The sequence below is a fragment of the Xanthomonas sp. LF02-5 genome, assembly GCF_034105325.1.
GTDB lineage: Bacteria > Pseudomonadota > Gammaproteobacteria > Xanthomonadales > Xanthomonadaceae > Xanthomonas_A > Xanthomonas_A sontii.
Genome location: NZ_JAXGGF010000003.1, coordinates 357420 through 382108 on the forward strand (window position 1 = coordinate 357420; position 24689 = coordinate 382108).

At 71.2% G+C, this 24689-nt stretch carries 22 protein-coding genes; 11 read left to right on the plus strand and 11 right to left on the minus strand.

Translation table 11 applies throughout. The features are described 5' to 3' along the window. Positions 1–70: 70 nt before the first annotated feature. From SLW52_RS10595 to SLW52_RS10605, 3 genes are all read left to right on the plus strand, one after another. On the plus strand, positions 71–1120 hold the full coding sequence (locus tag SLW52_RS10595; RefSeq protein WP_150410424.1) for a LacI family DNA-binding transcriptional regulator: 1050 nt from the start codon (positions 71–73) through the stop codon (positions 1118–1120). After that, positions 1117–2421, plus strand: a complete 1305-nt coding sequence (locus SLW52_RS10600) for a sugar MFS transporter (protein WP_017911893.1) — start codon at positions 1117–1119, stop codon at positions 2419–2421. The genes SLW52_RS10595 and SLW52_RS10600 overlap by 4 nt, the downstream gene beginning before the upstream one ends. 90 nt (positions 2422–2511) lie before the next feature. Beyond that, on the plus strand, positions 2512–3798 hold the full coding sequence (locus tag SLW52_RS10605; RefSeq protein WP_320740185.1) for an AGE family epimerase/isomerase: 1287 nt from the start codon (positions 2512–2514) through the stop codon (positions 3796–3798). A 225-nt stretch (positions 3799–4023) separates the two neighbouring features. On the opposite strand, the gene rpoD is transcribed toward SLW52_RS10605, so the two are convergent. Both rpoD and dtd read right to left on the minus strand, forming a co-directional pair. Further along, entirely contained in the window at positions 4024–5886 is a 1863-nt protein-coding gene (gene rpoD / locus SLW52_RS10610; RefSeq protein WP_048490828.1) for an RNA polymerase sigma factor RpoD, read from the minus strand. Positions 5887–6000: 114 nt separating this feature from the next. After that, positions 6001–6441: a D-aminoacyl-tRNA deacylase gene (dtd, locus tag SLW52_RS10615; protein ID WP_017911891.1), complete on the minus strand. Its 441-nt coding sequence runs from the start codon at positions 6439–6441 to the stop codon at positions 6001–6003. Between the two features lie 174 nt (positions 6442–6615). On the opposite strand from dtd, the gene SLW52_RS10620 reads away from it, so the two are divergent. Next, positions 6616–7530, plus strand: a complete 915-nt coding sequence (locus tag SLW52_RS10620) for a lauroyl acyltransferase (RefSeq protein WP_320740184.1) — start codon at positions 6616–6618, stop codon at positions 7528–7530. A gap of 36 nt (positions 7531–7566) precedes the next feature. Here the strand turns inward: SLW52_RS10620 and SLW52_RS10625 are convergent, their stop codons facing one another. After that, positions 7567–8088: a GNAT family N-acetyltransferase gene (locus tag SLW52_RS10625; RefSeq protein ID WP_017911888.1), complete on the minus strand. Its 522-nt coding sequence runs from the start codon at positions 8086–8088 to the stop codon at positions 7567–7569. Between the two features lie 279 nt (positions 8089–8367). On the opposite strand from SLW52_RS10625, the gene ribA reads away from it, so the two are divergent. The 3 genes from ribA (at position 8368) to SLW52_RS10640 (ending at position 11713) form a co-directional block, all read left to right on the plus strand. Further along, on the plus strand, positions 8368–9492 hold the full coding sequence (gene ribA, locus SLW52_RS10630) for a GTP cyclohydrolase II RibA (RefSeq protein WP_320740183.1): 1125 nt from the start codon (positions 8368–8370) through the stop codon (positions 9490–9492). Between the two features lie 152 nt (positions 9493–9644). Continuing rightward, entirely contained in the window at positions 9645–10178 is a 534-nt protein-coding gene (locus SLW52_RS10635) for a PH domain-containing protein (protein ID WP_267121924.1), read from the plus strand. Beyond that, positions 10175–11713 carry a PH domain-containing protein gene (locus SLW52_RS10640; RefSeq protein ID WP_320740182.1) on the plus strand — a complete coding sequence of 513 codons (1539 nt, stop codon included), beginning with the start codon at positions 10175–10177 and terminating at the stop codon, positions 11711–11713. Before SLW52_RS10635 ends, SLW52_RS10640 begins: the two co-directional genes overlap by 4 nt. Positions 11714–11735: 22 nt before the next feature. Here SLW52_RS10640 and SLW52_RS10645 read toward each other — a convergent pair whose 3' ends face one another. From SLW52_RS10645 to def, 8 genes are all read right to left on the minus strand, one after another. Then, positions 11736–12773 (minus strand): CDP-glycerol glycerophosphotransferase family protein, encoded by a 1038-nt coding sequence (locus tag SLW52_RS10645; protein WP_320740181.1) that lies wholly within the window; start codon positions 12771–12773, stop codon positions 11736–11738. Continuing rightward, the gene (locus SLW52_RS10650; protein WP_295961531.1) at positions 12773–13606 is read right to left on the minus strand and encodes a glycosyltransferase family 2 protein; all 834 of its coding nucleotides are present in this window, start codon (positions 13604–13606) and stop codon (positions 12773–12775) included. The genes SLW52_RS10645 and SLW52_RS10650 overlap by 1 nt, the downstream gene beginning before the upstream one ends. Before the next feature lie 82 nt (positions 13607–13688). Further along, positions 13689–14963, minus strand: a complete 1275-nt coding sequence (locus SLW52_RS10655) for an O-antigen ligase (protein ID WP_295935924.1) — start codon at positions 14961–14963, stop codon at positions 13689–13691. A gap of 50 nt (positions 14964–15013) precedes the next feature. Further along, positions 15014–16048 (minus strand): glycosyltransferase, encoded by a 1035-nt coding sequence (locus tag SLW52_RS10660; RefSeq protein ID WP_295935922.1) that lies wholly within the window; start codon positions 16046–16048, stop codon positions 15014–15016. A gap of 70 nt (positions 16049–16118) precedes the next feature. Next, a complete protein-coding gene (locus SLW52_RS10665) occupies positions 16119–17834 on the minus strand; it encodes a glycosyltransferase family 39 protein (RefSeq protein ID WP_295935919.1) in 1716 nt (571 codons plus the stop codon). A gap of 25 nt (positions 17835–17859) precedes the next feature. Continuing rightward, positions 17860–19179 (minus strand): 16S rRNA (cytosine(967)-C(5))-methyltransferase RsmB, encoded by a 1320-nt coding sequence (gene rsmB / locus SLW52_RS10670; protein ID WP_320740180.1) that lies wholly within the window; start codon positions 19177–19179, stop codon positions 17860–17862. 171 nt (positions 19180–19350) lie between these two features. Beyond that, positions 19351–20274 carry a methionyl-tRNA formyltransferase gene (gene fmt, locus SLW52_RS10675; RefSeq protein ID WP_295964103.1) on the minus strand — a complete coding sequence of 308 codons (924 nt, stop codon included), beginning with the start codon at positions 20272–20274 and terminating at the stop codon, positions 19351–19353. Between the two features lie 111 nt (positions 20275–20385). Beyond that, complete coding sequence (gene def / locus SLW52_RS10680; RefSeq protein ID WP_010340689.1) at positions 20386–20898, minus strand: peptide deformylase; 513 nt, start codon at positions 20896–20898, stop codon at positions 20386–20388. Positions 20899–21036: 138 nt separating this feature from the next. Here def and SLW52_RS10685 point away from each other — a divergent pair, with 138 nt between their 5' ends. The 4 genes from SLW52_RS10685 to SLW52_RS10700 all read left to right on the plus strand — a co-directional run bounded on the left by SLW52_RS10685 (position 21037) and on the right by SLW52_RS10700 (position 24667). After that, on the plus strand, positions 21037–22170 hold the full coding sequence (locus SLW52_RS10685; protein WP_017912905.1) for a LysM peptidoglycan-binding domain-containing protein: 1134 nt from the start codon (positions 21037–21039) through the stop codon (positions 22168–22170). 81 nt (positions 22171–22251) lie between these two features. Continuing rightward, positions 22252–23406 (plus strand): DNA-processing protein DprA, encoded by a 1155-nt coding sequence (dprA, locus tag SLW52_RS10690; protein WP_320740179.1) that lies wholly within the window; start codon positions 22252–22254, stop codon positions 23404–23406. A gap of 43 nt (positions 23407–23449) precedes the next feature. Further along, positions 23450–23923 (plus strand): DUF494 family protein, encoded by a 474-nt coding sequence (locus SLW52_RS10695; RefSeq protein ID WP_010340686.1) that lies wholly within the window; start codon positions 23450–23452, stop codon positions 23921–23923. Positions 23924–23965: 42 nt separating this feature from the next. Then, on the plus strand, positions 23966–24667 hold the full coding sequence (locus SLW52_RS10700) for a pilin (protein WP_267122511.1): 702 nt from the start codon (positions 23966–23968) through the stop codon (positions 24665–24667). The last annotated feature ends 22 nt before the right edge of the window (positions 24668–24689 follow it).

The window sequence follows — 24689 nt, forward strand, 5'->3', positions numbered from 1 at the left end:
TGCACTGCAAAATGCGGATCGGATCACGACGGCGCAGGATGAGCGACCTTTTGAACCGGTCTAATCCGCCGTGGCGCCGTCTCCCGCCGACAAACGCGTCACCGTGTCCGACATCGCCGCCGCCTGCGGCGTGTCGCGGGCGACCGTGTCGCTGGTGCTGCGCAACAGCCCGCTGGTGCATGCGGACACGCGCGCGCGGGTGGCGGCGGAGATCGCCCGCCAGGGCTACGTCTACCACCGCGGCGCGGCCAGCCTGCGCGGCCGCGCGTCCAATGCGGTGGCGCTGGTGGTCAACGACCTGGCCAATCCGTTCTTCGCCGAGTTCGCTGGCGGCGTGGACGCGGCGCTGGCCGAGGCCGGCTACGTGATGCTGATGGGCAGCACCGGCGAATCGCCGGAGCGCCAGCAGACCGTGCTGGCCTCGCTGATCGAACACCACCCGGCGGCGATGATCCTCTCGCCAACCGAGAACACCGACGCGGCGCGGCTGCGCCAACTGCTGGGGCCGCGCCTGCCGGTGCTGCTGTTCAACCGCGCGCTGGACGGCGACTGGCCGCTGCTGGCGCTGGACAACCGTCGTGGCGCGCGCCTGGCCACCGAACACCTGCTGGCGCAGGGCCACCGTGCCATCGCCTTCTTCGGCGGCCACCGCCAGTCCAGTTCCTGCGCCGAGCGCCGCGCCGGCTATCGCGAAGCGCTGGCCGCCGCCGGCATCGCGGTCGACCCGGCGTGGCTGATCGAATGCGCGCCGACCCGGCTGGAAGCCGCGCGCCAGGCCGGCGCGCTGTGCGCGCGCGACCCGCTGCCGACCGCACTGGTCTGCTACAACGACGTGGTCGCGCTGGGCCTGGCCAGCGGCCTGGCCGAACGTGGCCGCATCGCCGGCCGCGACTACGCGCTGATCGGCTTCGACGACATTCCCGAGGCCGCCGTCGCCACCCCGCCGCTGTCCACCGTCGCCGTCGCCCCGCGCGAGCGCGGCATGCAGGCCGCGCGCCTGGTGCTGGACGCGCTGCGCCACCGCCAGGCCCTGCCTGCGCTTACCATCGCCCCCGCCCGGCTGTGCCTGCGCGCCAGCAGCCGGGTCGCCCTCTCGCCCGTTCCCGGAGTCGCTGCATGAGCCGTCGCCCGCTGTCCAACACCGCCGCCATCGCGGTGGTCAGCATGATCTTCTTCACCTGGGGCGGCCTGACCAGCCTCAACGACGTGTTGATCCCGCATCTGAAAGCCGTGTTCCAGATGAACTACGCGCAGTCGATGCTGATCCAGTTCACCTTCTTCGGCGCCTACTTCCTGATGTCGGTGCCGGCCGGCGCGGTGGTGTCGCGGGTCGGCTACAAGGCCAGCATCGTCATCGGCCTGGTGGTGGCGGCGATCGGCGCGGCGATGTTCTACCCGGCCGCGCGCCTGCCCTCCTATCCGCTGTTCCTGACCGCGCTGTTCGTGCTGGCCAGCGGCATCACCCTGCTGCAGGTGGCGGCCAATCCGTACATCAGCCTGATCGGCGCCCCGGAGAAGGCGCCGAGCCGGCTCAACTTTGCCCAGGCGCTGAACTCGCTGGGCACCACCGTATTCCCGTGGCTGATCGGCCCGCTGATCCTGGCCGGCGCGGTGCTCGGTGCCGACCAGCTGGCGGCGATGAACCCCGAGCAGTTGTCCGCCTATCGCATCGAGCAGGCGCGCTCGGTGGAGATCCCCTACCTGATGCTGGCCGGCGGCCTGCTGCTGCTGGCGGTGTTCGTGCTGGTGATGCGGGTACCGTCGCTGCGTGAGGACAACGACGCCAGCGCCGAATCGCATCACCGCTTCGCCGACGCGCTGCGCCACCCGCATCTGCTGTGGGGCGTGGTGGCGATCTTCATGTACGTGGGTGCGGAAGTGTCGATCGGCAGCTTCCTGATCAACTACATCTCCGGCCCCACCACCGGTGGCCTGACCGAAGCCGCTGCCAGCCACTATCTGCCGTTCTACTGGGGCGGCGCGATGGTCGGCCGCTTCGCCGGCGCCGCGCTGCTGCAGTTCGTCCCGGCCCGCAAGCTGCTGGCGACCTTCGCCGGCATCGCCTCGCTGCTGCTGATCGCCACCATGCTCAGCACCGGCCATGTGGCGATGTGGAGCGTGATCGCGATCGGCCTGTTCAACTCGATCATGTTCCCGACCATCTTCACCGTGGCCATCGAGCGCCTGGGCGTGCTCACCAGCAAGGCCTCCAGTCTGCTGATCATGGGCATCGTCGGTGGCGCTCTGGTGCCGCTGGCGCAGGGTGCGCTGGCCGACGCCATCGGCATCCAGCACGCCTTCGTGATTCCGCTGCTGTGCTACGCCTACATCGTCTGGTACGGCCTGCGCGGTTCGCGCCTGTCGCCGGAACTGGCGGCGGCGGCGCCAACCACCGCGCCGACCGCGCGCGTGATGCACTGATCCGCTGATCCGTTCCCGGCACGGCGGCGCACACGCCGCCGCCGTGCGCCGCCGTCTTCCCCTCCCTCACCCAGCTCGCCAGCCAACCGCATGAACCTGCCCGCCACGCCCCTGCCCGACTTCGCCGACGCCGCCGTCCTGCGCGCGCACATCGCCGACACCATGGCCTTCTACCACCCGCGCGCGCTCGACCCGGCGGGCGGCTTCTTCCACTACTTCCGCGACGACGGCAGCGTGTACGACGCCGGCCATCGCCACCTGGTCAGCAGCACCCGCTTCGTCTTCAACTACGCGATGGCGGCGATCGAGTTCGCCGACTCGGCGCTGGCCGCCGAGTACCTGGACGCCGCGCGCCACGGCCTGCGCTACCTGCGCGAGGTGCACCGCGATACCGCCAGCGGCGGCTACGTGTGGACCCTGCGCGACGGCGTGGCCGAGGACCGCACCCAGCACGCCTACGGCGCCGCCTTCGTGTTGCTGGCCTACGCCACCGCGAAGAAGGCCGGCCTGGACACCGACGCGTGGATGGACGAGACCTGGCAACTGCTGGAAACCCGCTACTGGGACGCCGCTGCCGGCCTGTACCGCGACGAGGCCACCCCGGAGTGGACGTTCTCCAGCTACCGCGGCCAGAACGCCAACATGCACCTGTGCGAAGCGCTGATCGCCGCCTACGAGGCCAGCGCCGAGCCGCGCTACCTGCAGCGCGCGCTGCTGCTGGCCGACCACATCACCCGCCGCCAGGCGGCACTGGCCGGCGGCCTGGTGTGGGAGCACTACGACGCCGACTGGCAGGTGGACTGGGACTACAACCGCGACAACCCCAAGCACCTGTTCCGGCCGTGGGGCTTCCAGCCCGGCCACCAGGTCGAGTGGTCCAAGCTGCTGGTGCTGCTGCACGGGCACCTGCAGGCGTCCACCGGCACCGCGCCGGCGTGGCTGCTGCCGACCGCGCGGCACCTGTTCGACACCGCCCTGGCGCACGGCTGGGACGCGCAGCATGGCGGCATCGTCTACGGCTTCGCTTCCGGCACCGAAGACGCGCCGGTGGTCGGCGTGCCCGACGTGGCCGCGGCACCGACCTACTTCTGCGACGACGACAAGTACTTCTGGGTGCAGGCCGAAGCCATCGCCGCGGCCTCGCGGCTGCTGGCCGCCACCGGCGATGCGGCGTATCGCGCCGCCTACGACAGGCTGTGGGCGTATTCCTGGGAGCACCTGGTCGACCACCGCTACGGCGCCTGGTTCCGCATCCTCAGCCGCGACAACCGCAGCTACAGCGACGAGAAGAGCCCGGCCGGCAAGACCGACTACCACACCATGGGCGCCTGCCACGACGTGCTGGCGGTGATGCGCGGCAGCGAGGCGTTCGCGTAGGCGAATAGCGGGGAGATGCACTGTGGGAGCGACTTCAGTCGCGGCGAGGCTTCACTAGGAATGCCCGTCGCGAGTGAAGTCGCTCCCACAAGGCTTGGCTGGCTGCTGACATGACAGCGCATGGCTGCGGCATGGACTGCAACCCTGCGCAACGCCACCGACTCCTCACCCACAAAAAAGCCCCGCACATGGCGGGGCTTTTTTGTTAACACGAACCGCGCTCGATCAATCGATATCGAGGAAGCTGCGCAGCTGTTCCGAACGGCTCGGGTGACGCAGCTTGCGCAGCGCCTTGGCCTCTATCTGGCGGATGCGCTCGCGGGTCACGTCGAACTGCTTGCCGACTTCCTCGAGGGTGTGGTCGGTGTTCATGTCGATGCCGAAGCGCATGCGCAGCACCTTGGCTTCGCGCGGGGTCAGCCCGGCGAGCACGTCGCGCACGGTCTCGGACAGGTTGATGTTGGTGGTGTTCTCGATCGGGGACTCCACGTTGGTGTCCTCGATGAAGTCGCCCAGATGCGAATCCTCGTCGTCGCCGATCGGGGTTTCCATCGAGATCGGCTCCTTGGCGATCTTCATCACCTTGCGGATCTTGTCCTCGGGCATGTCCATTTCCTTGGCCAGCTCCTCCGGGGTGGCCTCGCGGCCGTACTGCTGGAGCATCTGCCGGGAAATGCGGTTCAACTTGTTGATCGTCTCGATCATGTGCACCGGGATGCGGATGGTGCGCGCCTGGTCGGCGATCGAGCGGGTGATCGCCTGGCGGATCCACCAGGTGGCGTAGGTCGAGAACTTGTAGCCGCGGCGGTACTCGAACTTGTCCACCGCCTTCATCAGACCGATGTTGCCTTCCTGGATCAGGTCGAGGAACTGCAGGCCGCGGTTGGTGTACTTCTTGGCGATGGAGATCACCAGACGCAGGTTGGCCTCGACCATTTCCTTCTTGGCCTTGCGCGCCTTGGCTTCGCCGTAGGCCATGGCGCGGCTGATTTCCTTCAGCTCGGCCAGGCTCAGGTAGGTGGCCTGCTCCACCGCCACGGTGGCTTCCTGCTCGGCGATGATCTGGTCCTTGACGTCGCGCAGCGCCGACGACCACTTCTGCTTGCGCTTGAGCGCGTCGTCGACCCAGGCCACGTTGGTCTGGTTGCCTTCCCAGGAACGGATGAAGTCCTTGCGCGGCATGCGTGCCACGTGGGTGGCCAGGTGCAGCACGCGGCGCTCGTGGTCCTTGACCTGGGCCATGGTGTCGCGCAGCTTGCGCACCAGCACGTCGGTCAGCGGCAGCGGCAGCTTCAGGGTGACGAACACCTCGGCGATGTCGTTGCGCAGCTTGGTGACCAGCTTGTGCTCGGCGCCGTTCTTGGCGTGGGCCTTCTTGAACTTGGCGTACTCGGTGGCCAGCACTTCCATGCGCCGCGCGACCTCGGCCGGATCCGGACCGGTCGGGCCAGCGTCCTCTTCGGCGGTGTCGACGTCGTCGTCGTCATCCTCGTCGGCATCGGCATCGGTGGCGCTGTCGTCGTCGGACACCGCGACCGGCGGCGCCGGCTCTTCCTCGATCAGGTCGTTGAAGCCGACCACGATCTCGGCCAGGCGCTTCTTGCCTTCCTTGTGCTGTTCGTAGTCCTCGAGCAGGGTCTCCACCGCCAGCGGGAACGCGCCCAGCGCGGCCTGCACCTGGCCGAGGCCCTCCTCGATGCGCTTGGCGATGGCGATCTCGCCTTCACGGGTCAGCAGTTCTACTGTGCCCATCTCGCGCATGTACATGCGCACCGGGTCGGTGGTACGGCCGCCTTCGGTGTCGAGCGCGGTCAGCGCCGCGGCGGCTTCTTCGGCCGCGGTGTCGTCGACTTCGCGGTTGCCGGTGTTGCCGTCGTTGAGGAGCAGGGTTTCGGCATCGGGCGCAACTTCATGGACATCGATGCCCATGCCGTTGATCATGCCGATGATGTCTTCGATCTGTTCGGGGTCGACCAGATCGTCGGGAAGATGGTCGTTGACTTCCGCGTAGGTCAGATAGCCCTGTTCCAGGCCCTTGCTGATCAGTTGCTTGATGTCGGATTGCTGGGCAGGACGTTCGTTGGCCATGAGTGCTCGCGCCACCGGCAGGTAGGTGAATGAGTGAACCTAGCATTATAACAGCCCGGACCGCCGCTTGCCGGACGAGGAGCCTGAACGGCTCCGCCAGGAACGCGCCGGCGTCTACGGCCGGAGCAGGAAAGTGACCGGGCCGTCGTTGACCAGGCTGACGACCATATGGGCACCGAAGCGGCCGGTTTCCACCCCTGGCGGGTGCTGCGCGCGGCACACCTCCACCAGTCGGTTGAAGCCGCGTTCAGCCTCGGCCGGCGGCGCCGCGGTGGTGAAACTGGGCCGCATCCCCGAGCGCGTGTCGGCGGCCAGGGTGAACTGACTGACCAGCAGCAGGCCGCCGCCGGTGTCGCGCAACGAGCGGTTCATGCGCCCGCTGTCGTCGGAGAACACCCGGTAGCCGAGCAGGCGCTCGGCCATGCGTTGCAACTTGGCCTCGTCGTCGCCCGGCTCCACCGCCACCAGTGCCAGCAGGCCGGGCCCGATCTGGCCCACGACCTCGCCATCGACGCTGACCGAGGCCTGGGTGACGCGTTGGATCAACGAGAGCATAGGGCGGGGATTGGGGATTGGGGATTCGTTACTGGCCGCACCGCGACGAACGGTTGCGATCGTGCGGCATCATCGCCGAATGGGGGAGATTGAGAAAGCGACAAGGCACGCAGCCGGCGCGATCCGCGACACCCGTCGGGCAGGCCAGATGCGCCGAGCGGATAAACTGGGCCGATGAAACCCGCCACGCTCGCTTCCCTGCTGTATCGCTGCGCCGCCGCCGTGGCGCGCCTGCCGTGGCCGTGGCTGCGCCGCCTGGCCGACGGCCTGGCCGGGCTGTGGCTGCGCCTGGACGCGCGCGAGAGCCGGGTGGTTCGGCGCAACCTGGAGCTGGCCTATCCGGAACTGCTGCCCAGCGAGCGCGTCGCCCTGCAGCGCGACGTGCTGCGCTCGACCGCACGGCAGGCGTTCGAGACCCTGGCGCTGTGGACCCGGCCGCCGGAACAGAACCTGGCGCGGCTGCGCCTGCGCCACGGCCAGGAGCTGTACGACGCGGCGCTGGCCGCCGGCCGCGGGGTGATCGTGGCCGCGCCGCATTTCGGCAACTGGGAGCTGCTCAACCAGTGGCTGGCCTCGCGCGGCGACATCGCCATCGTCTACCGCGCGCCGGAGTCGGCCGTGGGCGACGCCTTCCTGCAGTTGGTGCGCAGCGGCGAGCGGGTGCGCCAGGTGCGCGCCGAGGGTCCGGCGGTGCGGCAGCTGTTCAAGACGCTCAAGGACGGCGGCGCAGTCGGCATCCTGCCCGACCAGCAGCCCAAGGCCGGCGACGGCGTGTTCGCACCGTTCTTCGGCGTGCCGGCGCTGACCATGACCCTGGTCAACCGCCTGGCCGAGCGCACCGGCGCGACCGTGCTGTTCGCTTGGTGCGAGCGCGTCGGCAACGACCTGGAGTTCGCCCTGCACGTGCAGCCGGCGCCGCCGGACATCGCCGATGCCGACCCGCTGCGCGCGGCCACCGCGCTCAACGCAGGCGTGGAACGGGTGGCGCGGCGCGACCCGGCGCAGTACCAGTGGACCTACAAGCGCTACACCCTGCGCCCGGACCCGGCCGAGTCCAATCCCTACGCCACCGAGCGCCATCCGCACTAAGAGCGACTGAGGCGCTCGCCTCTGACAAAGCCCGCGCTAATCGTCGTGCGGCTGCGCGGGGCCGGCGAGGATGCGCTGGTAGAACGCCAGGTCCAGCCAGCGCCCGAACTTGAAGCCGGCCTCGCGCACGGTGCCGGCGTGCACGAAGCCCAGTTGCTCGTGCAGGGCGATGCTGCCGGCATTGCTGGCGTCGATGCCGCCGACCAGCACGTGCACGCCGCGCGCCTGCGCGGTGTCGATCAGCGCCTGCAGCAGGCGTCGGCCCGCGCCACGGCCGCGATGGTCGCGGTGCACGTAGACCGAGTGCTCGACGCTGTACTTGAACGCCGGCCAGGCGCGGAAGGTGCCGTAGCTGGCGAAGCCGAGCAGGGTGCCGTCGGCGTCCTCCAGGCCCAGCACCGGGAAGTTGCCGGCGCGCTTGGTCGCAAACCACGCCGCCATGCTCTCCGGCGGGCGCGGCCGGTAGTCGTACAGCGCGGTGGAATGGACGATGGCGTCGTTGAAAATCTCCAGGATCGCCATGGCGTGGCGCGGTTCGGTGCAATCGACGAGCTGCATGCGGGGGCCGGAGCGGACGCGGTGCGGCACAGTAGCAAGCAACCGGCGGCACGTGCACACCTCACCCATACCGCGCGTTGCCGCAGCCGCCGATTTGGTTGCATCGGCGGCGCGCGCGAGCGGGCACAGTGCGTTCCATCGCCCGCGGGCTGGCGGGACGGGCAAAGCGCGCGACAATGGCGCCGGGCGCCATGCGCCTGCCGGCGCCGCGCCGGGGCCACCGCGACCGGATGCGGCAGCCTTGAAGCGGCGCCGCCGATCCCCCATCTGGAGTCGTGCATGACCAGCCCCACCGCCCCTTCCGCGCACGCCTTCGGCGATCCTGCCGCGATCCGCAGCGAACGCGCGGCATCGGAGCTGCGCGCCGGGCGCCCGGTCCTGCTCGAAGACGGCAACGACCGCACCCGCGCGGTGATGGCGCTGGACAGCAGCACCGAACCGTCCTACCTCGGCTTCGCCGAGGCCACCGGGCAGCGGCACTACCTGTTCGTGACCCCGCCGCGGGCGCAGGTGCTGGGCCTGGATGCGCCGCAGGGCGCGCGCATCGCCCTGGCCGGGCACTCCTACGACGCGCTGGCGGCGCTGGCCTACCTGCGCGACGGCCCGGTGCCCGCGCACTGGCTGCCCGGCGACGCGCTGGATGCCGGCGCCGCCGAGATCGCGCGCCTGGGCCTGCTGCTGCCGGCGATGGTCGCGGCGGACCTGGGCGCCGACAGCAGCGCCTTCCAGGGCTGCCAGTCGCTGCGCCTGGACGACCTGGAACACGGCTGTGCCCTCGCCGCCTCCGACAGCTACACCCTGGTCACCCGCACCCAGGTGCCGCTGCGCGACCTGGGCCCTGGCGAATTCGTGGTGTTCCGCGGCGGCGTGGCGCAGCGCGACCAGGTCGCGATCGTGATCGGCCAGCCCGACCTGAGCGCGCCGGTCCCGGTGCGCGTGCATTCCTCCTGCCTCACCGGCGACCTGTTCGGCTCGCTCAAGTGCGACTGCGGAGACCAACTGCGGCACGGCCTGGCCAAGCTCAAGGCGCTGGGTGGCGGCGTGCTGCTGTACCTGGACCAGGAAGGCCGCGGCACCGGCATCGCCACCAAGATGCGCGCCTACGGCTACCAACACGACGGCCTGGACACCATCGACGCCGACGCGCAACTGGGCTTCGGCGCCGACGAGCGCCGCTACGGCAGCGCCGTGGCGATGCTGCGCGGACTCGGCATCGGCCGCGTGCGCCTGCTCACCAACAATCCGAACAAGGCCGAGCGCCTGCGCGCGGCCGGCATCGAGGTGACCGAGCGCATTCCGGTCACCGGCACGATCACCGCCGAGAACGAGGGCTACCTGCGCACCAAGGCCGCCCGCGCCGGCCACGCGCTGGACGTGGACGCGCTGCTGCGCGCGGCGCGCTGAACCACCGCCGCGGCCCGGCACCCTCCACCGCCTGCGTGGATCGGGACGGAAACCGCGCCGCGGACAGCGCACGCCCGCCATCGCCGCGTTAGGATCGCAGGCCACGCCGCGCGCCCGCGCCCCGAGACCCCGACGTGATCGCACCGCCGCCCATGGACGACACCCCCGCCGCGCCCAGCGCTTTCGCCGCCCCCCCGGCGCCCGCGGACTGGCCGCCGGCCGACTGGCAACCGGTGCCGTTGCGCGGCGCCTGGCTGGCCGCGCTCGGCGGCGGCTGCATGCTCGGGCTGAGCCTGGTGGTCGCCGCCGGCATCGTCGGCCTCAGCCTGCACAGCCTGCATGCGCTGGCCCTGGGCGCGGCGGCGGCGGCGGTGGGCAGCCTGTGCGGCGCCTGGGTCGGCTTCGTCCGCCACCGGCGCATCCGCTGGCGGCTGAATGCCCAGGGCCTGGACGTGTTCCGCGGGCGCCTGTGGCAGAGCGAGACGCACGTCCCGATCTCGCGCGTGCAGCACCTGGACCTGCGCCGCGGCCCGCTGGAACGCGCCCTGCGCCTGGCCACCCTGGTCGTGCACACCGCAGGCACCCGCCATACCGCGGTCGCCGTGCCCGGTCTGGATCAGGCCGACGCCGAACGCCTGCGCGAGCGCCTGGCGCACCAGCTCGACCACGACGACGACGCGCTGTGAGCGGCCTGGCCGACGCCGAACACACCACGCCGGTGCGGCGCCTGCATCCGTGGTCGTGGCTGTTCGTGCTGCTGCAGCACCTCAGGCATTTCCTGCTGCCGTTGCTGGCGCTGCTGGTGTTCGGCAGCCGCGACGGCCACCGCGATCACGCCGATCACCTGGTGATGCTGGCGGTGTGCAGCGGGCTGGTGGCGGTGTCGCTGCTGCGCTATCTCACCTACCAGTACCGCATCGGCCACGACAGCCTGAGCATCCGCAGCGGCTGGCTGGAACGCAGCCTGCGCGAGATCCCGTTCGCGCGCATCCACAACGTGGTGGTGCACCAGTCGCTGCTGCATCGGCTGTTCGGCGTGGCCGAGGTGCGGCTGGAGTCGGCCGGCGGCACCAAGCCCGAGGCGCAGATGCGGGTGCTGCGGCTGGACCAGGCGCTGGCGCTGGAACAGCAGATCCGCCACCGCGCGCCTGCCGGCGACACGATCGCCGCGACCGATGCCGACGCTGCACCCGCTGCCGCGCCGGACAGCGAACTTCTGCTGGCCCTGCCCACCACCGAGGTGCTGCGCCAGGGCCTGATCTCCAACCGCGGCATGGTGGTGCTGCTCACCGCGTTCGGCGCCACCTACCATCTGTTCCCCGAGCGCATGATCTCCAACGCAATCGAGCACTACGGGCGGCAACTGTTCGGCTACGCCACGCACCTGCAACTGGGCTGGATGGCGGGCGCGGTGACCTTCGCCATGATGCTGGCGACGCTGTTGCTGCTGATGCGCGCCTTGTCGATGGGGCTGGCGCTGGTGCAGTACCACGGCTTCCGGCTGAGCGAGAGCGAGCGCCGGCTGACCGTGGAGCGCGGCCTGCTGACGCGGCTGCGCAGCAGCGTGGCGCGGCGCCGGATCCAGGCCTGGACCCTGCACGAGAGCGTGCTGCAGCGGCTGCTGCGGCGGCGCAGCCTGCACATCGACACGGCGGTGATCCAGTCGCACCACGGGCATGGGCACGACCACGCGCTGACGGAACTGGCGCCATTGGCCACGCCGGCCGCCTGCGATGCGCTGCTGCAGCGGCTGCTGCCGCAGATCGCCTGGCCGCCGGCGCACTGGCACGGCATCGCCACGCGCCACTGGTGGCGCCTGTCGCTGCCGGCGCTGCTGCTGGTGCCGCTGCTGTGCGTGGGGCTGTGGCCCACCCTCGGTGCCTGGGCCGCGCTGCTGCTGTTGTGGCTGCCGTGGTCGGCGTTCAAGTCCTGGCGCCAGGCGCAGCGCATGGGCTACGCGCTGGAGGCGCGCTACGTGGCGGTGCGCGGCGGCTGGTGGCGGCGCTGGTGGCGGCTGGCCGAACTGGACAAGCTGCAGACGCTGCACCTGAGCCGGTCGCCGCTGGACCGCTGGTGCGGCACCGCGACCCTGTGGCTGGACACCGCCGGCGCCCGCCACGGCGAACCGCCGCTGCGCATGCGGCTACTGCCGGACGCGCAGGCGCGGGCGCTGTACGAGCAACTGGGCGCAGCGCTGGCGCAGCGACGGCTACGCTGGTGAGCGCGCGCGGCGACGCTGCGCGTCAGCGACGCGCGCCGCGCCCCCAGTAGCCGATGCGGCGGCGGATCTTCAGCTTGCGCCACAGGTTCAGCGGCTTGCGCCGCGGGTTGCGCGCACCCTCGGCGACGAACTCGTCGATCGCGCGCAGCACGCGCTCGCTGGACTGGCCGTCGCGGTAGGGATGCAGGCCATCGGCGAATTCGCGGATCGCCGCCATCAGTTCCGGTGGCCGCTGCAGCGCGCGGCGGATCGCCGGCTCGAACTGCGCCGGATCGTCGATGTCGATCAACTGCGGCCCCGGACGCCGGTTCTTGAAGGTCACCACCGGCTTGTAGGTGAGCAGGAACTCGTTGAGCGCGGACGAGGTGTCCGAGCACATCATGTCCACCTGCGGGAACAGCTCCAGGATGTTGTCGTTGTCGGCGAAGTGCAGGTACTCGCTCTCCAGCGCGCGGTAGCGGGCGACCATCGCCGGGTCCATCTTCGGATGGAAGGTGACGATCCAGCGCCACTCGCCGCTGCGCGAAAGCCGCGCGACCTCGTCGTAGAGGATGCCGGCCGCGCTCCACGACGGCGAGAACGTGGAGTGGTACAGGATCACCGGCGGCTGCCGGACCGGCGCCAGTTCCGCGCCGATCTCGCGCATGAACGGGTCGATCTTGGGGAAGCCGGTCTCCTTGACCGCGAAGTGGCCGAGCTTGCGCGCCAGCGCACCGAACGCGGCGGTATCGCGCGGGCCGGTGGTGCAGTACAGATCGAAGAAGCCGCGCACGTAGATGTGCCGCGGCTTGCCGGCGTCGAAGCCGTGGAAGGTCTCAACCTTCACCCCGGGGAAGAAATGCGGCACCGCGTTGCTGGAGGTGATCACCGCGTAGGGATCCCATGCCAGCACCTCCTCCACCGTCGCCAAGTGGCGCTCGTCGGCACTCAGATCCTCGGCGCCGGGGCCGTCGAAGAACCATGCCGCCTCGTCGCCGCGCGCGCGGATCGCCGCCTGCAGCGGACGCAGGATCGCCAGCGCATAGCGCTCGGACCCGTACAGCAGATAGTGCTTGCTCATCAGTGCTCCAGATCGTGCCGTTGCAGTTGCGCCCGCGCCTGCTCCACCGAGGCCGGGTTGATCTGCATCTCGTAGTAGCGCATGCGCTTGTACAGCGCGTAGCTGGCCGCGGTCTGCGCCACCACGAAGCCGCGCCAGCCGTCGAGGAAGGCCAGCCGCAGCAGGTAGTCCTTGAGGAAGGCGCCGGCGAACACGAACGGGCTCTGCCACATTCTCACCGGCTTGCGCTTGTCGCGCCAGCCGAGCGCCTTGAGTTCGGCGTAGCGCAGCACCTTGAGCTGCTTGTGTACCAGCGTCGGGTTGTGCAGATGGTTGAACGGCGGCGCGAACGCGGCGCTGGCGCCGTCGAAGCGCAGCGATTCGTGCACCCGCGCATCGCTCCAGCGCGCGCGGCCGCGGTGGTACAGCCGCGCCAGGCGCTCGCCGACCATCGGTTTGTACCAGCGCATCGGCGCGCCCATGTACCAGGTGCTGCGGCGCAGCCACACCGCGTCCACGCGGTCCTCGGCGAGCAGTTGCGGCAACCGCGCCAGGCACTCGGCGCGCAACGCGTCGGACAGGAACTCGTCCGCGTCCAGCACCAGGATCCAGTCGTGCGCGGCCTGGGTGGAGGCGAAGTTGCGCTGTGGGCCGAAGCCCAGCCAGGCCCGCTCGACCACGCGCGCGCCGTGCGCGCGGGCGATCGCCACGGTGTCGTCGGTACTGCCGCAGTCCACCACCAGCTTGTCGGCGGCGAACGGCACGCTGTCCAGGCAGCGCGCGATGTTGGCGGCCTCGTTGTAGGTCATCACCACCAGGCTCAGCGGCAGGGTGGCGGCGGCAGCGTCGGCCATGGCGCGCGGTATCCGGAAGTCAGGCGCGGTGCCGGCGGTCGGCGCCAGGCGCCGCGCCGCCCGGCGATGCGGGATCGGCAGTCTACCGGCTTCGCGCGGCGCCTTCAGCGCCCTGTGCCGGCAACGCCTCGCGCGCGGCCAGCCCGATCAGCACGCCGACCAGCGCCACGTAGAAGCCGGTGCTCACCTGGTGCGCGAACATCGATTGGGTCATGCCGCACAGGATGTAGGCCACCACCACCATGATCCCGGCTGCCGCCGCGCCGTGGAACTGCGGCTGCGGCCGGCGCCGGTACAGGCGCAGCAACAGCCACAGCGGCACGCCGTACACCATCAGGATCAGCATGGTGCCGGGCAGGCCCTGGGTCGCGCTCCACTCGGCCAGGTCGTTGTGCGCATGGCCCAGGTGGCAGCGCTCGACGAAACCCTTCCGGCAGTCCGGCAGCCGCAGCATGGCGTTGTCGAAACGGCCCACGCCGACCCCGACCACGGGGTGTTCAACGAAGGTCGCCGCCGCCACCTGCAGGCGCTCGATGCGCGCGCCGGCCGAGGAATCGCTGTCGCCGCGCTCGTAGCGCTGCACATCGTGATGCAGTTCGGCCAGGCGGGTCTGCTTCGTCAGCGCCGGCACGCTCAGCACCAGCACCGCCGCCAGCGCGGTGCACGCGCCCAGGATCATCAGCCGCGTCGCGCTGTCGCGCCAGCGCAGGCACAGCGCGCTGACCACCAGCAGCAACAGCACGCCCAGCCACACGCCGCGGCTGCCGCTGAGCAGGATGACGATGCCGCCGGCCACCACCGCGGCGACGGCCCACGGCCATTGCCCGCGCGGCCGGCAGAACACCGCCAGCACCATCAGCATCAGCACCACGTCGGCCAGCACGATGGCGTTGGTCCAGCCCTCGGCACGCGGCTGGCCCTGCAACACCTGCACGCTGGCCAGCACCAGGGCGGCGAAGATGCCGAGCAGCGCGCCCCACCACAGCAGGCGCTGCGGCGGCCGCAGCGCATAGGTCCACAGCGCCGCCCACGGCAGCACCAGGAAGCGGGTGCGGTTGTCGATGTCCTTCAGCGGCTGGCCGAAGTACAGCACCGAGCACAGCGACAGCCCGATCACCAGCAGCGCCAGGATCCACAGCCAGCGCAGCGACGGCTGCATCGGCGCTACCGCCTGGCGCAGCCGCGGCAGGGCCAGCAGGCTGGTCGCCAGCAGCAGCACACCGAACGGCAGCAGGCCGCTGGGGATGCTGATCACCAGCGCCGGCAGGCACAGCAGCGCGAGCGCCGCGCCGCGCTCGGCCAGGGACTGGCTGGAGAACGCGGAAACGGCATGGCGTGGCGCGATGGGCTGGGACAAGAAGGGAAGGCCGTGGGGTGGGGTGGTCGGCGATGATCCGGGGCGCTTCCCTAACCCGGCCTGACCTGCTCGCGATCGGCGCCATGGCTGGCCGGCACGTCGGGCGGCGGCGTTTCCCCGAGCAGATCGGCCACCGCCGTGCGCAGGCGTTCGCCGAACTCGCGCCGGCGCGTCTCGAAGAAGCCGCGCGCGGCCGTGCCCAGGGCGTCGCACTGCATCGGCGACAGCGCCAGCGCCTGCGCCACCGCCTGTTCGAGGCCGGCGGCCTCGATCCGGTAGCGCACGCCGAAATTGTCCGGACCCTCGCCGACCGGATCGATCAGCACACCGCGCTCGGCGTTCACCAGTTCGTTCATCGGCGCCCCGTTGGTGGTGATCACCACCGCGCCGACGCTCAGTGCTTCCATGATGTAGTGGCCGAAGCCCTCCACCTCGGACGGACACAGGTGGAAGCGGTGCGCGTTCTGCAGCCGCCGCAGTTCCTGCTGGTCCAGGTAGCCGGTCAGGTAGTCGATGTTCTCGGCCTCGATCGGGTGGGACTTCTTCGCGCTCTGCACCACGGTCAGCCGCGGCCACTCGGGGTGCCGCGCCCAGGTCTGCAGCAGCAGCGCCGTGCCCTTGGCCGAACTGCGCCCGGCCACATGCAGGCAGGCGCGTTCGCGCGGGACCTCAGGACGGTAGCAATCGTCGCTGCAAAAGCCGATGAAGGCGGTCGGCGCCATCGTGGAGAACCGCTGCTCGGCCTGGCGGGTCTTGCACAGCACCTGGGCGAAGCGCGGCAGGCAGCGCAGCCACTTGTGCCGGAACCACTCCGGGTTGGGAATCAGGGCATTGCGCAGGCCGTTGCCCAGGCAACGCGGATACACCCGCTCCAGGAAGATCTGCAGGTCGGCGCGCCCGAACAGCAGGCTGCGCAGGAACAGGCGCAGTTCGCGCAGGCGGTTGGCGATGCGCACGGTGCCGAAGCCCAGCACCTCGACCTGGTACTTGCCGGTGTCGCGCAGGATGTCGGCGACCACCTGCAGGTCGCGGCTGAGGCCGCCGCCGTTGTCGCGGCTGATGACCCGGATCAGGCGTGGCGGCACGCGCGTCTCCCTGCCCGCGCAGCGCGCCGGGCGCCAGCGGCACCACGCCGCCGCAACGCGCGGAGGCGGCTCATTCGAAGCGGTCCTTGTCCTGCTCGCGCAGGCGGTCGCGGTCGTCCTGGGTGACCACGCAGTGGCCGTGTATCGCACTGGCCGGGACCAGCCACCAGTCGCGCCGGTTGGACACGCCGGCCAGGATGCTCGCGTTGCGGTCCACACAGCCCAGCATCGCCGCCTCCTGCACCAGCAGCCAGCGCCGCTGCGGCGCCTGCGCCTGCCAAGCGATGCCGCGGCGCAGTTGCTCGTCCCAGGGCACCACGAAGCCGAAGGTCGTCGCCGGGCGGTCGGCCATCAGCAGGTTCTGCTCCTTCCAGGCGACCAGGCCGAGTTCGGCCTCCGGGCCGATGCGGCGCCCCACCGACTCCATCACCCCGCGCGCCGAGCTGGACATGTTGATCAGCGGGTACACCAGCAAGCCGGCCATCACCCAGACCATGGTCAGGGTCGAGACCGTCGCCAGTTCCGGGCGGCGCCGCGCGAACGCGGCCAGGCTGGCCACGCCCCACAGACCGATCGCCAGCAGGATCCAGGCCAGCACCTGCACGGTGGCCAGGTCGATGCCGCGGTCTTCCATCATCTTCGCGCGGAAGCCGTGCCCCAGCAGGATCGCCGCGCCCACACCGCCGAGCGCCAGCGTCAGCAACGCGGTGAACGCCAGCAGCAGGCGCTTGACCCCGGGCTTGCGCAACAGCCCTGGAATGAGCGGCCCCATCGCCAGGCACAGCATCGGCAGCGCCGGCAGCACGTAGACATCGCGCTTGCCGGTCGGGATCGAGAAGAACAGCACCACCAGCGCCCACCAGGCCAGCGGCAGCAGGTAGCGCGCGTCGCGCCGACGCAGGCGCCGCGCCCAGGCGGGGATCGCCCACGGCAGCGCCAGCAGCACCGGCAGCCACATGCTCGGCATCACCCCGAAGAAGTACAGCGGCCCGTGCGCGTGGTCCCAGGATTTGGCGTAGCGCCCGGCCGTCTGCCGGAACAGGATGTCGTTGAGATAAGCGCGGTACTCGGGGGCGTTGCTCGACAGCGCGGTGACCACCATCGGCACCAGCCAGATCGACACCGCCGCCAGGAATGCCAGCGGCCCCAGCCAGAAGCGCGGATCGCGCAGGCCGACCCGCACTCCGCGCCAGTGCGCCAGCGACGCCGCCGCAGCCGGCAGCAGCATCAGTAGCGCCAGCACGCCCACGCCCTTGGTGATCGTGCCCAGCCCCGCGGCGAACCAGCCCAGCGCCCACAACCGCCAGTCCGGCCCGCGCAACAGGTGGCGCAGCAGCGCGTAGTTGGCCAGGGTGATGAAGAACACCACCAACGGGTCGATCTGCGCCTTCTTCGCCTGATAAGTGAAGTGGAAGGCGAACAGCAGCGCGTAGGCCGCGTACATGCCGACGCGGCGCGTCCACAGGCGCCGGCCGAGGTCGTAGACGCAGGCCAGCGTGCCCAGCCCGGCCAGCAGCGACGGCAGCAGGAAGGCCACCCGCCAGTTGCCGAACAGCGCGTAGAAGCTGGCCTGCAGCCACATCAGCATCGGCGGCTTGTCCGAGTACAGCTCGGTGCCGCGGTGCGGGAACAGCCAGTTGCCGCTCTCCACCATCTGCTTGGCGACCAGCGCGAAACGCGGTTCGTCGGCCGGGTGCGGATCGCGCAGGCCCAGGCCGGCGCCGAGCACCAGCACGGCCAGGATGGCCAACAACCAGAACTCTCGGGAGGCGCGGGTCTTCAGCATGGGACGCGATGATACCGGGGCCGGTTCATGCCGTCTTGCGGAACCTTGCGTAGTAGAAACCGTCGCAGTCCTGCTCGCCTGGGAAGCGCTGGCGGCCGCCGCCGGAAGCATGCCCGCAGGCCGCGCCCGGATCCTCCAGTGCCGCGCCCGGTTGCCGCGCCAGCAACGCCTGCACCTGCCGCGCGTTCTCGTCCTGCAGCAGCGAGCAGGTCGCGTAGACCAGCACCCCGCCCGGCCGCAGCACCTGCCAGGCGGCGTCGAGCAGGCGCACCTGCAGCGCCTGCAGCGCGATCACGTCCTCGCGGCGGCGATGCAGCAGCACGTCCGGCTGGCGGCGCACGATGCCGGTGGCCGAACACGGCGCGTCGAGCAGCACCGCGTCGAACGGCACGCCGTCCCACCAGTCCTGCGGCTGCGCCGCGTCGGCGACCTGCGGCTGCGCCTGCGCACCGGCGCCGGTGCGCGCGAAGGTCTCGCCGACCCGCGCCAGGCGCCGCGCATCCACGTCCAGCGCGGTCAGGCGCAGACTGGGATCGCGTTCGAGCAGGTGCGCGGATTTGCCGCCGGGCGCCGCGCAGGCGTCGAGCACGCGCGCACCGGGCGTCGGCGCCAGCACGTCGGCGACCTGTTGCGCCGCGCCGTCCTGCACCGACACGCGCCCGTCGGCGAAGCCCGGCAGGGCGCCCACCGCCAGCGGCGTCTCCAGGCGGATCGCATCGGCCAGCAGCGGCGAGGCCTGCGCGGCGATGCCGGCCGCGGCCAGCTCCTGCAGATAGGCGTCGCGGGTACCGCGCTGGCGGTTGACCCGCAGCCACAGCGGCGCCGGCTGCTGGCTGGCGGCGAAGATCGCCTCGGCCTGCTGCGGCCAGTCGGCGCGCAGCGCGTCGCGCAGCCACAGCGGCCAGCCCGCGTCGGCGGCCACCGCCGGCAGCCCGTCGCGCAGCGCGCGCCGCAGCAGCGCGTTGACCAGCCCGGCCTGGCGCGGCCGATCCAGCGCGCGCGTCGCCTCCACCGTCGCCGACAGCGCCGCGTGCGGCGCCAGGCCCAGCGCATCGAGCTGGGCGAAGCCGGCCAGCAGCAGGCCGCGCAGTTCTGCGTCGCGCTGCGGCAGTTGCTTCTGCAGCCACATGCGCAGCGCCGCTTCGTAGGCCGGGCGGCGGCGCAGCACGGCAAAGCAGATCGCCTCCACCAGCGCGCGGTCGCGCGGATCCGGCAGCGTCGGCAACGCGGCGGCCAGTTCGGCCTTGAGCGAGCGGCCGCGGTCGATCACCGCGGTCAGCACACGGGCGGCGACCACCCGCGGGGCCACGCCCGGCGGCCACGCAGCGGCGGGCGTCGCGGTCATCGGCGGGCGCTCCAGAATGTGTCAGGGATCAGCGCGCATGCCGTGTCGTGGTTGCGCGTGCGGATGATGGGGGTGCGCGACGCAGTGGACGCCCGCCCGCGCCGCAGCGCGGAGGCGGCCACAGCCGCGCCTGCCAGGCCCACCGCGGCGTACGCAGGCATGGTCGACGCCTCAGGCCAGGACCGGCAGGTCGCGCCGTGCGTTGAGGTAGTCGGCGGCGGTGATCGCCTTGCCGCCGTCGCGCTGCAGCACGCGCAAGCGCAGCGCGCCCTGGCCGCAGGCGATGTCGATGCCCTGCCTGGACGCGGTCAGCACCGTGCCCGGCTGCTGCGCGTGGGCCAGGTCCAACGCGATCGCGCCGTGCACCCGCACCCGCTCGCCGGCCAGCATCGCCTCGGCGACCGGCCACGGATCGAAGGCGCGCACCTGCCGCGCCAGCTGCGCCGCCGGCTGCTGCCAGTCCAGCCGCGCCTGCGCCTTGTCCAGCTTGTGCGCATAGGTGACGCCGGCCTCCGGCTGCGGCTGCGCCACCGGGCGCAGGCCGGCGCGCAGCAGGCCCAGGCCGTCGGCCAGCACCTGCGCGCCGAGCGCGGCCAGGCGGTCGTGCAACTGCCCGCCGGTCTCGTCGGCACCGATCGGGGTCCGCTGCGACAACAGCACCGGGCCGGTATCCAGGCCCGCTTCCATCTGCATCAGGCACACCCCGGTCTCGCTGTCGCCGGCCTCGATCGCGCGCTGGATCGGCGCGGCGCCGCGCCAGCGCGGCAGCAGCGAGGCATGCACGTTCCAGCAGCCATGGGTCGGGATCGCCAGCACCGCCTTGGGCAGGATCAGCCCGTAGGCCACCACCACGATCAGGTCCGGCTGCAGCGCGCGCAGCGCCTGCAGCGTTTCCGGCGAGCGCAGCGTCTGCGGCTGCAACACCGGGATACCGCGCGCCACCGCTTCCAGCTTGACCGGCGACGGGGTCAGCCCGCGGCCGCGCCCGGCGGGCCGGTCCGGCTGGGTGTAGACCGCGACCACTTCATGGCGCTGCGCAGCCGCGCGCAACGACGGCACGGCGAAGTCCGGCGTACCGGCGAAGACGAGTTTCATGGAGGCTGGGAACCGGGAATGGGGAATGGGGAATGGGAAAAGCGCGCGGACCCGGAAATGGCACGGGCACCGCGCTTACGATTCCCGTGTCTCCATTCCCGGTTCCCGGCCTCACGCCACGTGCTTACGCGCCTTGGCCAGCTTCTTGCGCACCATTTCGCGCTTGAGCGGGGACAGGTAGTCGACGAACAGCTTGCCGTCGAGGTGGTCCATCTCGTGCTGCACGCACACCGCCAGCAGGCCGTCGGTGCTCAGTTCCTGCGGCTGGCCCTGGCGGTCCAGGTAGCGCACGGTGATGGCATCGGCGCGGGTCACGTCGGCGTAGATGCCGGGGACCGACAGGCAGCCTTCCTGGTACACCTGTTCGCCGTCGCGCTGCACGATCTGCGGGTTGATGAACACCTGCGGGGCGTTCTTCTCCTCGCTGACGTCGATGACCATGAAGCGCTTGTGCACGTCGACCTGGCTGGCCGCCAGGCCGATGCCGGGCGCGTCGTACATGGTCTCGAACATGTCGTCGAGCAGGCGTTGGAAGGCTGCGGAGGTGACCTCGGCGGCGTCGACCGGCACCGCCTTGGTACGCAGGCGCGGATCGGGGAATTCGAGAATGGGGAGCAGGGCCATAGCGGTACCCAAGATGGGGGCGCCGGACGATTCGGCAAGACCTGCGGATTCTACCCGTTTCTGCGCCCGCCGCTTGCGCCCGCACCAGGGTTCTGCACTATAGTGCGCGAACCTGTTGGGGAATCAGGCTCCGCGCTCATGTTCAATCGACTCCGTACGGTCGTCGCCGTGGCGATGCTCACCGTGGCGACCTACGCTGCTTCCGCCAGCATGGCCGCCGAACACCCCGACACCTACGTGGTGCGCAAGGGCGATACGCTGTGGGACATCGCCGGGCGCTTCCTCGGCAAGCCCTGGCTGTGGCCGGAAATCTGGCAGGCCAATCCGCAGGTGCACAACCCGCACCTGATCTACCCCGGCGACGTGCTCAGCCTGGCCTACCTGGACCGGGTGGCGCATGCCGAGGTCAAGCCGGGCCCGCGCCAGGACGCGCCGATCGACGCGATCCCGCTGGCGCAGGTGGAGCCGTTCCTGAAGAACCTGCGCGTGGTCGACCGCATCGACAACCTGCCCTACGTGGTCGGCACCGAAGACAACCGGCTGCGCGCCACCGACGGGCAACTGGTCTACGCGGTCGGCCTCGGCCAGGCCCAGGCCGGCCAGCGCTACGCCGTGGTCCGCCCGACCGTGCGCTACCTGCTGCCCAAGCTCAGCGACGACCTCGACGCCGAAGGCCGCAGCATCCCCGGCAGCGGCAACCTGTGGCAGACCTTCGTGCCGCCGGACAAGCGCCGCGAGACCCTCGGCTACGAACTGGCCCAGGTCAACATCGGCACCGTCGCCCGCGTGTCCGCCGACGGCCGCCAGGCCACCGGCCTGCTGCTGCAGGACAACGCCCGCGAAGTGCGCGCCGGCGACCGCCTGATTCCGGTCGAGGCGCAGCCCTACGACCTGCAGTTCGTGCCGCATCCGCCGTCCGAGCAGGCGATGGCCGCCGGCCTGCGGGTGCTGGCGGTGGCCGACGCGTTCAGCGCGGCCGGCCCGCGCGACGTGATCGCCATTTCCGGTGGCCGCCGCGAAGGCATCGACAACGGCACCGTGGTGTCGCTGTGGCGCCACGGCACCCGGGTCAACGACCGCGTGCGCCACCCCAACACCTCCCGCGCCGACGACGGCTTCACCGGCGGCAGCGGCACCGTGGCGCTGCCGGACGAGTACGCCGCGCACGCGATGGTGTTCCGCACCTTCGACAAGGTCAGCTACGCGCTGGTGATGGACGGCATCAAGCCGACCCGGATCGGCTACGACGTCAAGCACCCGGACGCGCGCTGACCCGCGGCTGGGGACTCCCCCTACAGTGATTGCAGACGGCGCCCGAGGGCGCCGTCCGCGTCTGCGGCCTAGGCTGGGCGCATGTCCAGTCCGGTCATCACCCCTGCCCACACACCCGCCGACCCGGCCCTGCTGCGCCTGTCGCTGGCCGGCGGCGCCAGCGCCCCACGCCGGCTGCTGCTGGAGCAACACGGCAGCCCGGCCGCGGCGCTGGCCGCCGGTCCCGCCGGCTGGCAGGCCGCCGGCCTGGATGCGGTGCAGATCGCCGCACTGCAGCGGCCCGACCGCGCCGCACTGGACACCGCCGAGCACTGGCTGGCGCAACCAGGTCGGCACCTGCTGGGCTGCCACGATGCCGACTACCCTGCCCTGTTGCGGCGCACGCCCAATCCGCCGCTGGCGCTGTACGTGGACGGCGATCCCACGGTGCTGTGGCACCCGGCCGTGGCCGTGGTCGGCAGCCGCGCCCCCAGCGCCGGCGGCCGCGACAACGCCTACGGCTTCGCCCTGGCCCTTGCCACGGCCGGCTTTGCGGTGACCAGCGGCATGGCCAGCGGCGTGGATGCCGCCGCGCACCGGGCCGCGCTGTCGCGCGCGGACGGGCTGACCGTGGCGGTGGTCGGCACCGGCCCCGACCTGGCCTACCCGCGCCAGCACGCCGCCCTGCGCCGCCAGATCGCCGAACGCGGCGCGGTGGTCAGCGAGCACCCGCCCGGCACGCCGGCGCGGGCGGGGCACTTCCCGGCGCGCAACCGGATCATCGCCGGACTGAGCCTGGCGACCCTGGTGATCGAGGCAGCCACCCGCTCCGGCGCGCTGATCACCGCGCGGCTAGCCGCCGAGGCCGGGCGCGAGGTATTCGCCCTGCCCGGCTCGATCCACAATCCGCTGGCGCGCGGCTGCCATCGGCTGATCCGCGACGGCGCCGGGCTGGTGGAAAGCGCCGAGGAGGTGCTGGCCGGGGTCGCGCCCCTGGCCGCCGAACTGGCCGACGCCTTGCGCGGGCGCCTGAACGCCCCCACACAGGGAGCCAGCACCGCGCGCGCGGCCACACCGGCCTTCCCCCACCCCGACTACCAGCGCTTGTGGCAGGCGCTGGGCCACGACCCCATCTGTATGGATTCAGTGATCGCACGCAGCGGATTGACGGCCGCAGCGGCGTCCTCCATGCTGCTGGCCATGGAACTGGATGGCTACGTGGCGGTCGAACGCGGTCGTTACACCCGCAAACCCTAGTTTCTTCACCTCCACAGCGTCTCGCGACGCAGGCCGAGGGGCAATGAAAGAGAGCATTCTGGATGTCCTGCTGTACCTGTTCGAACACTATTTCAGCGAAGACGCGGATCCGGTCCGCGATCGCGACTCCCTCCAGAATGGCCTGATCCAGGCCGGTTTCAGCCCCACCGAGATCAGCAAGGCGTTCGACTGGCTCGACGCCCTGGCCGACCAGCGCCCGGCCGTGGCGCAGCCGCGCATCGATGGCCCGATCCGCATCTACCACGGTCCGGAACTGGACAAGCTCGACGTGGAATGCCGCGGCTTCCTGCTGTTCCTGGAGCAGCACGGCATCCTCGACAGCGACCAGCGCGAGCTGGTGCTGGACCGGGCCATGGCCCTGGATCAGGACGAACTGGATCTGGACGACCTGAAGTGGGTGGTGCTGATGGTGCTGTTCAACCAGCCTGGTGCCGAGGCGGCGTACGCGTGGATGGAAACGCAGATGTTCGTCGACGAGCCGGAGCCGGTTCACTGAGTCGCTGACGGTCGCGCACGGATGCACGAAGACACTTCCCCATTGGCGATCTGGTACTACGTCGATGCCACGCGCGAGCGGCACGGCCCGTTGCCGGCGTCCGCCCTGCTGGAACGCCTGCACGACGGCCGCCTGCAGCGCGAGACCCTGGTCTGGCGCGAAGGCCTGCCGGAGTGGCGGCCGCTGCACGCGGTCGCCGCCGAACTGGGCCTGCCCGACGCCCCCACCCCGCCGCCCTTGCCGCCACCGCTCCAGACGGCCGCGCCCGTGCCCCCCGCTGCCACCGCCGCGCCGCGCAGCGGCCTGTCCGGCTGCGCGATCATGGCCATCGTCGGCACCATCGTCGGCGTGCTGCTGGTGGCGTTCCTGGGCATCGCCGCGGCGATCGCCCTGCCCGCCTACCAGGACTACCTGGCACGCGCGAAGGTCGCGCAGGCGCTCGACCACCTGGCGCCGCTGAAGGACCAGATCGCCGCCTTCAATGCACAGGAGCACCGCTGCGCGGTCAACGGCGACACCGGCTTCGGCGCACCGCAGAGCTATGCCGGCGACACCATCGCGCAGGTGCGGGTCGGCCGCTTCGACAACGGCCACTGCGGCCTGGAAGCCACCCTGCACCTGCCCGACCACAAGCGCCTGGATGGCAAAGCGCTGTGGCTGGACTACGATGAGCGCACGTCCGCCTGGAACTGCAGTTCCGACCTGGACGATCGCGTCCTGCCGGTCCACTGCCGCGGCGGCTGACCGGCGCACCGTTTTCGACTGC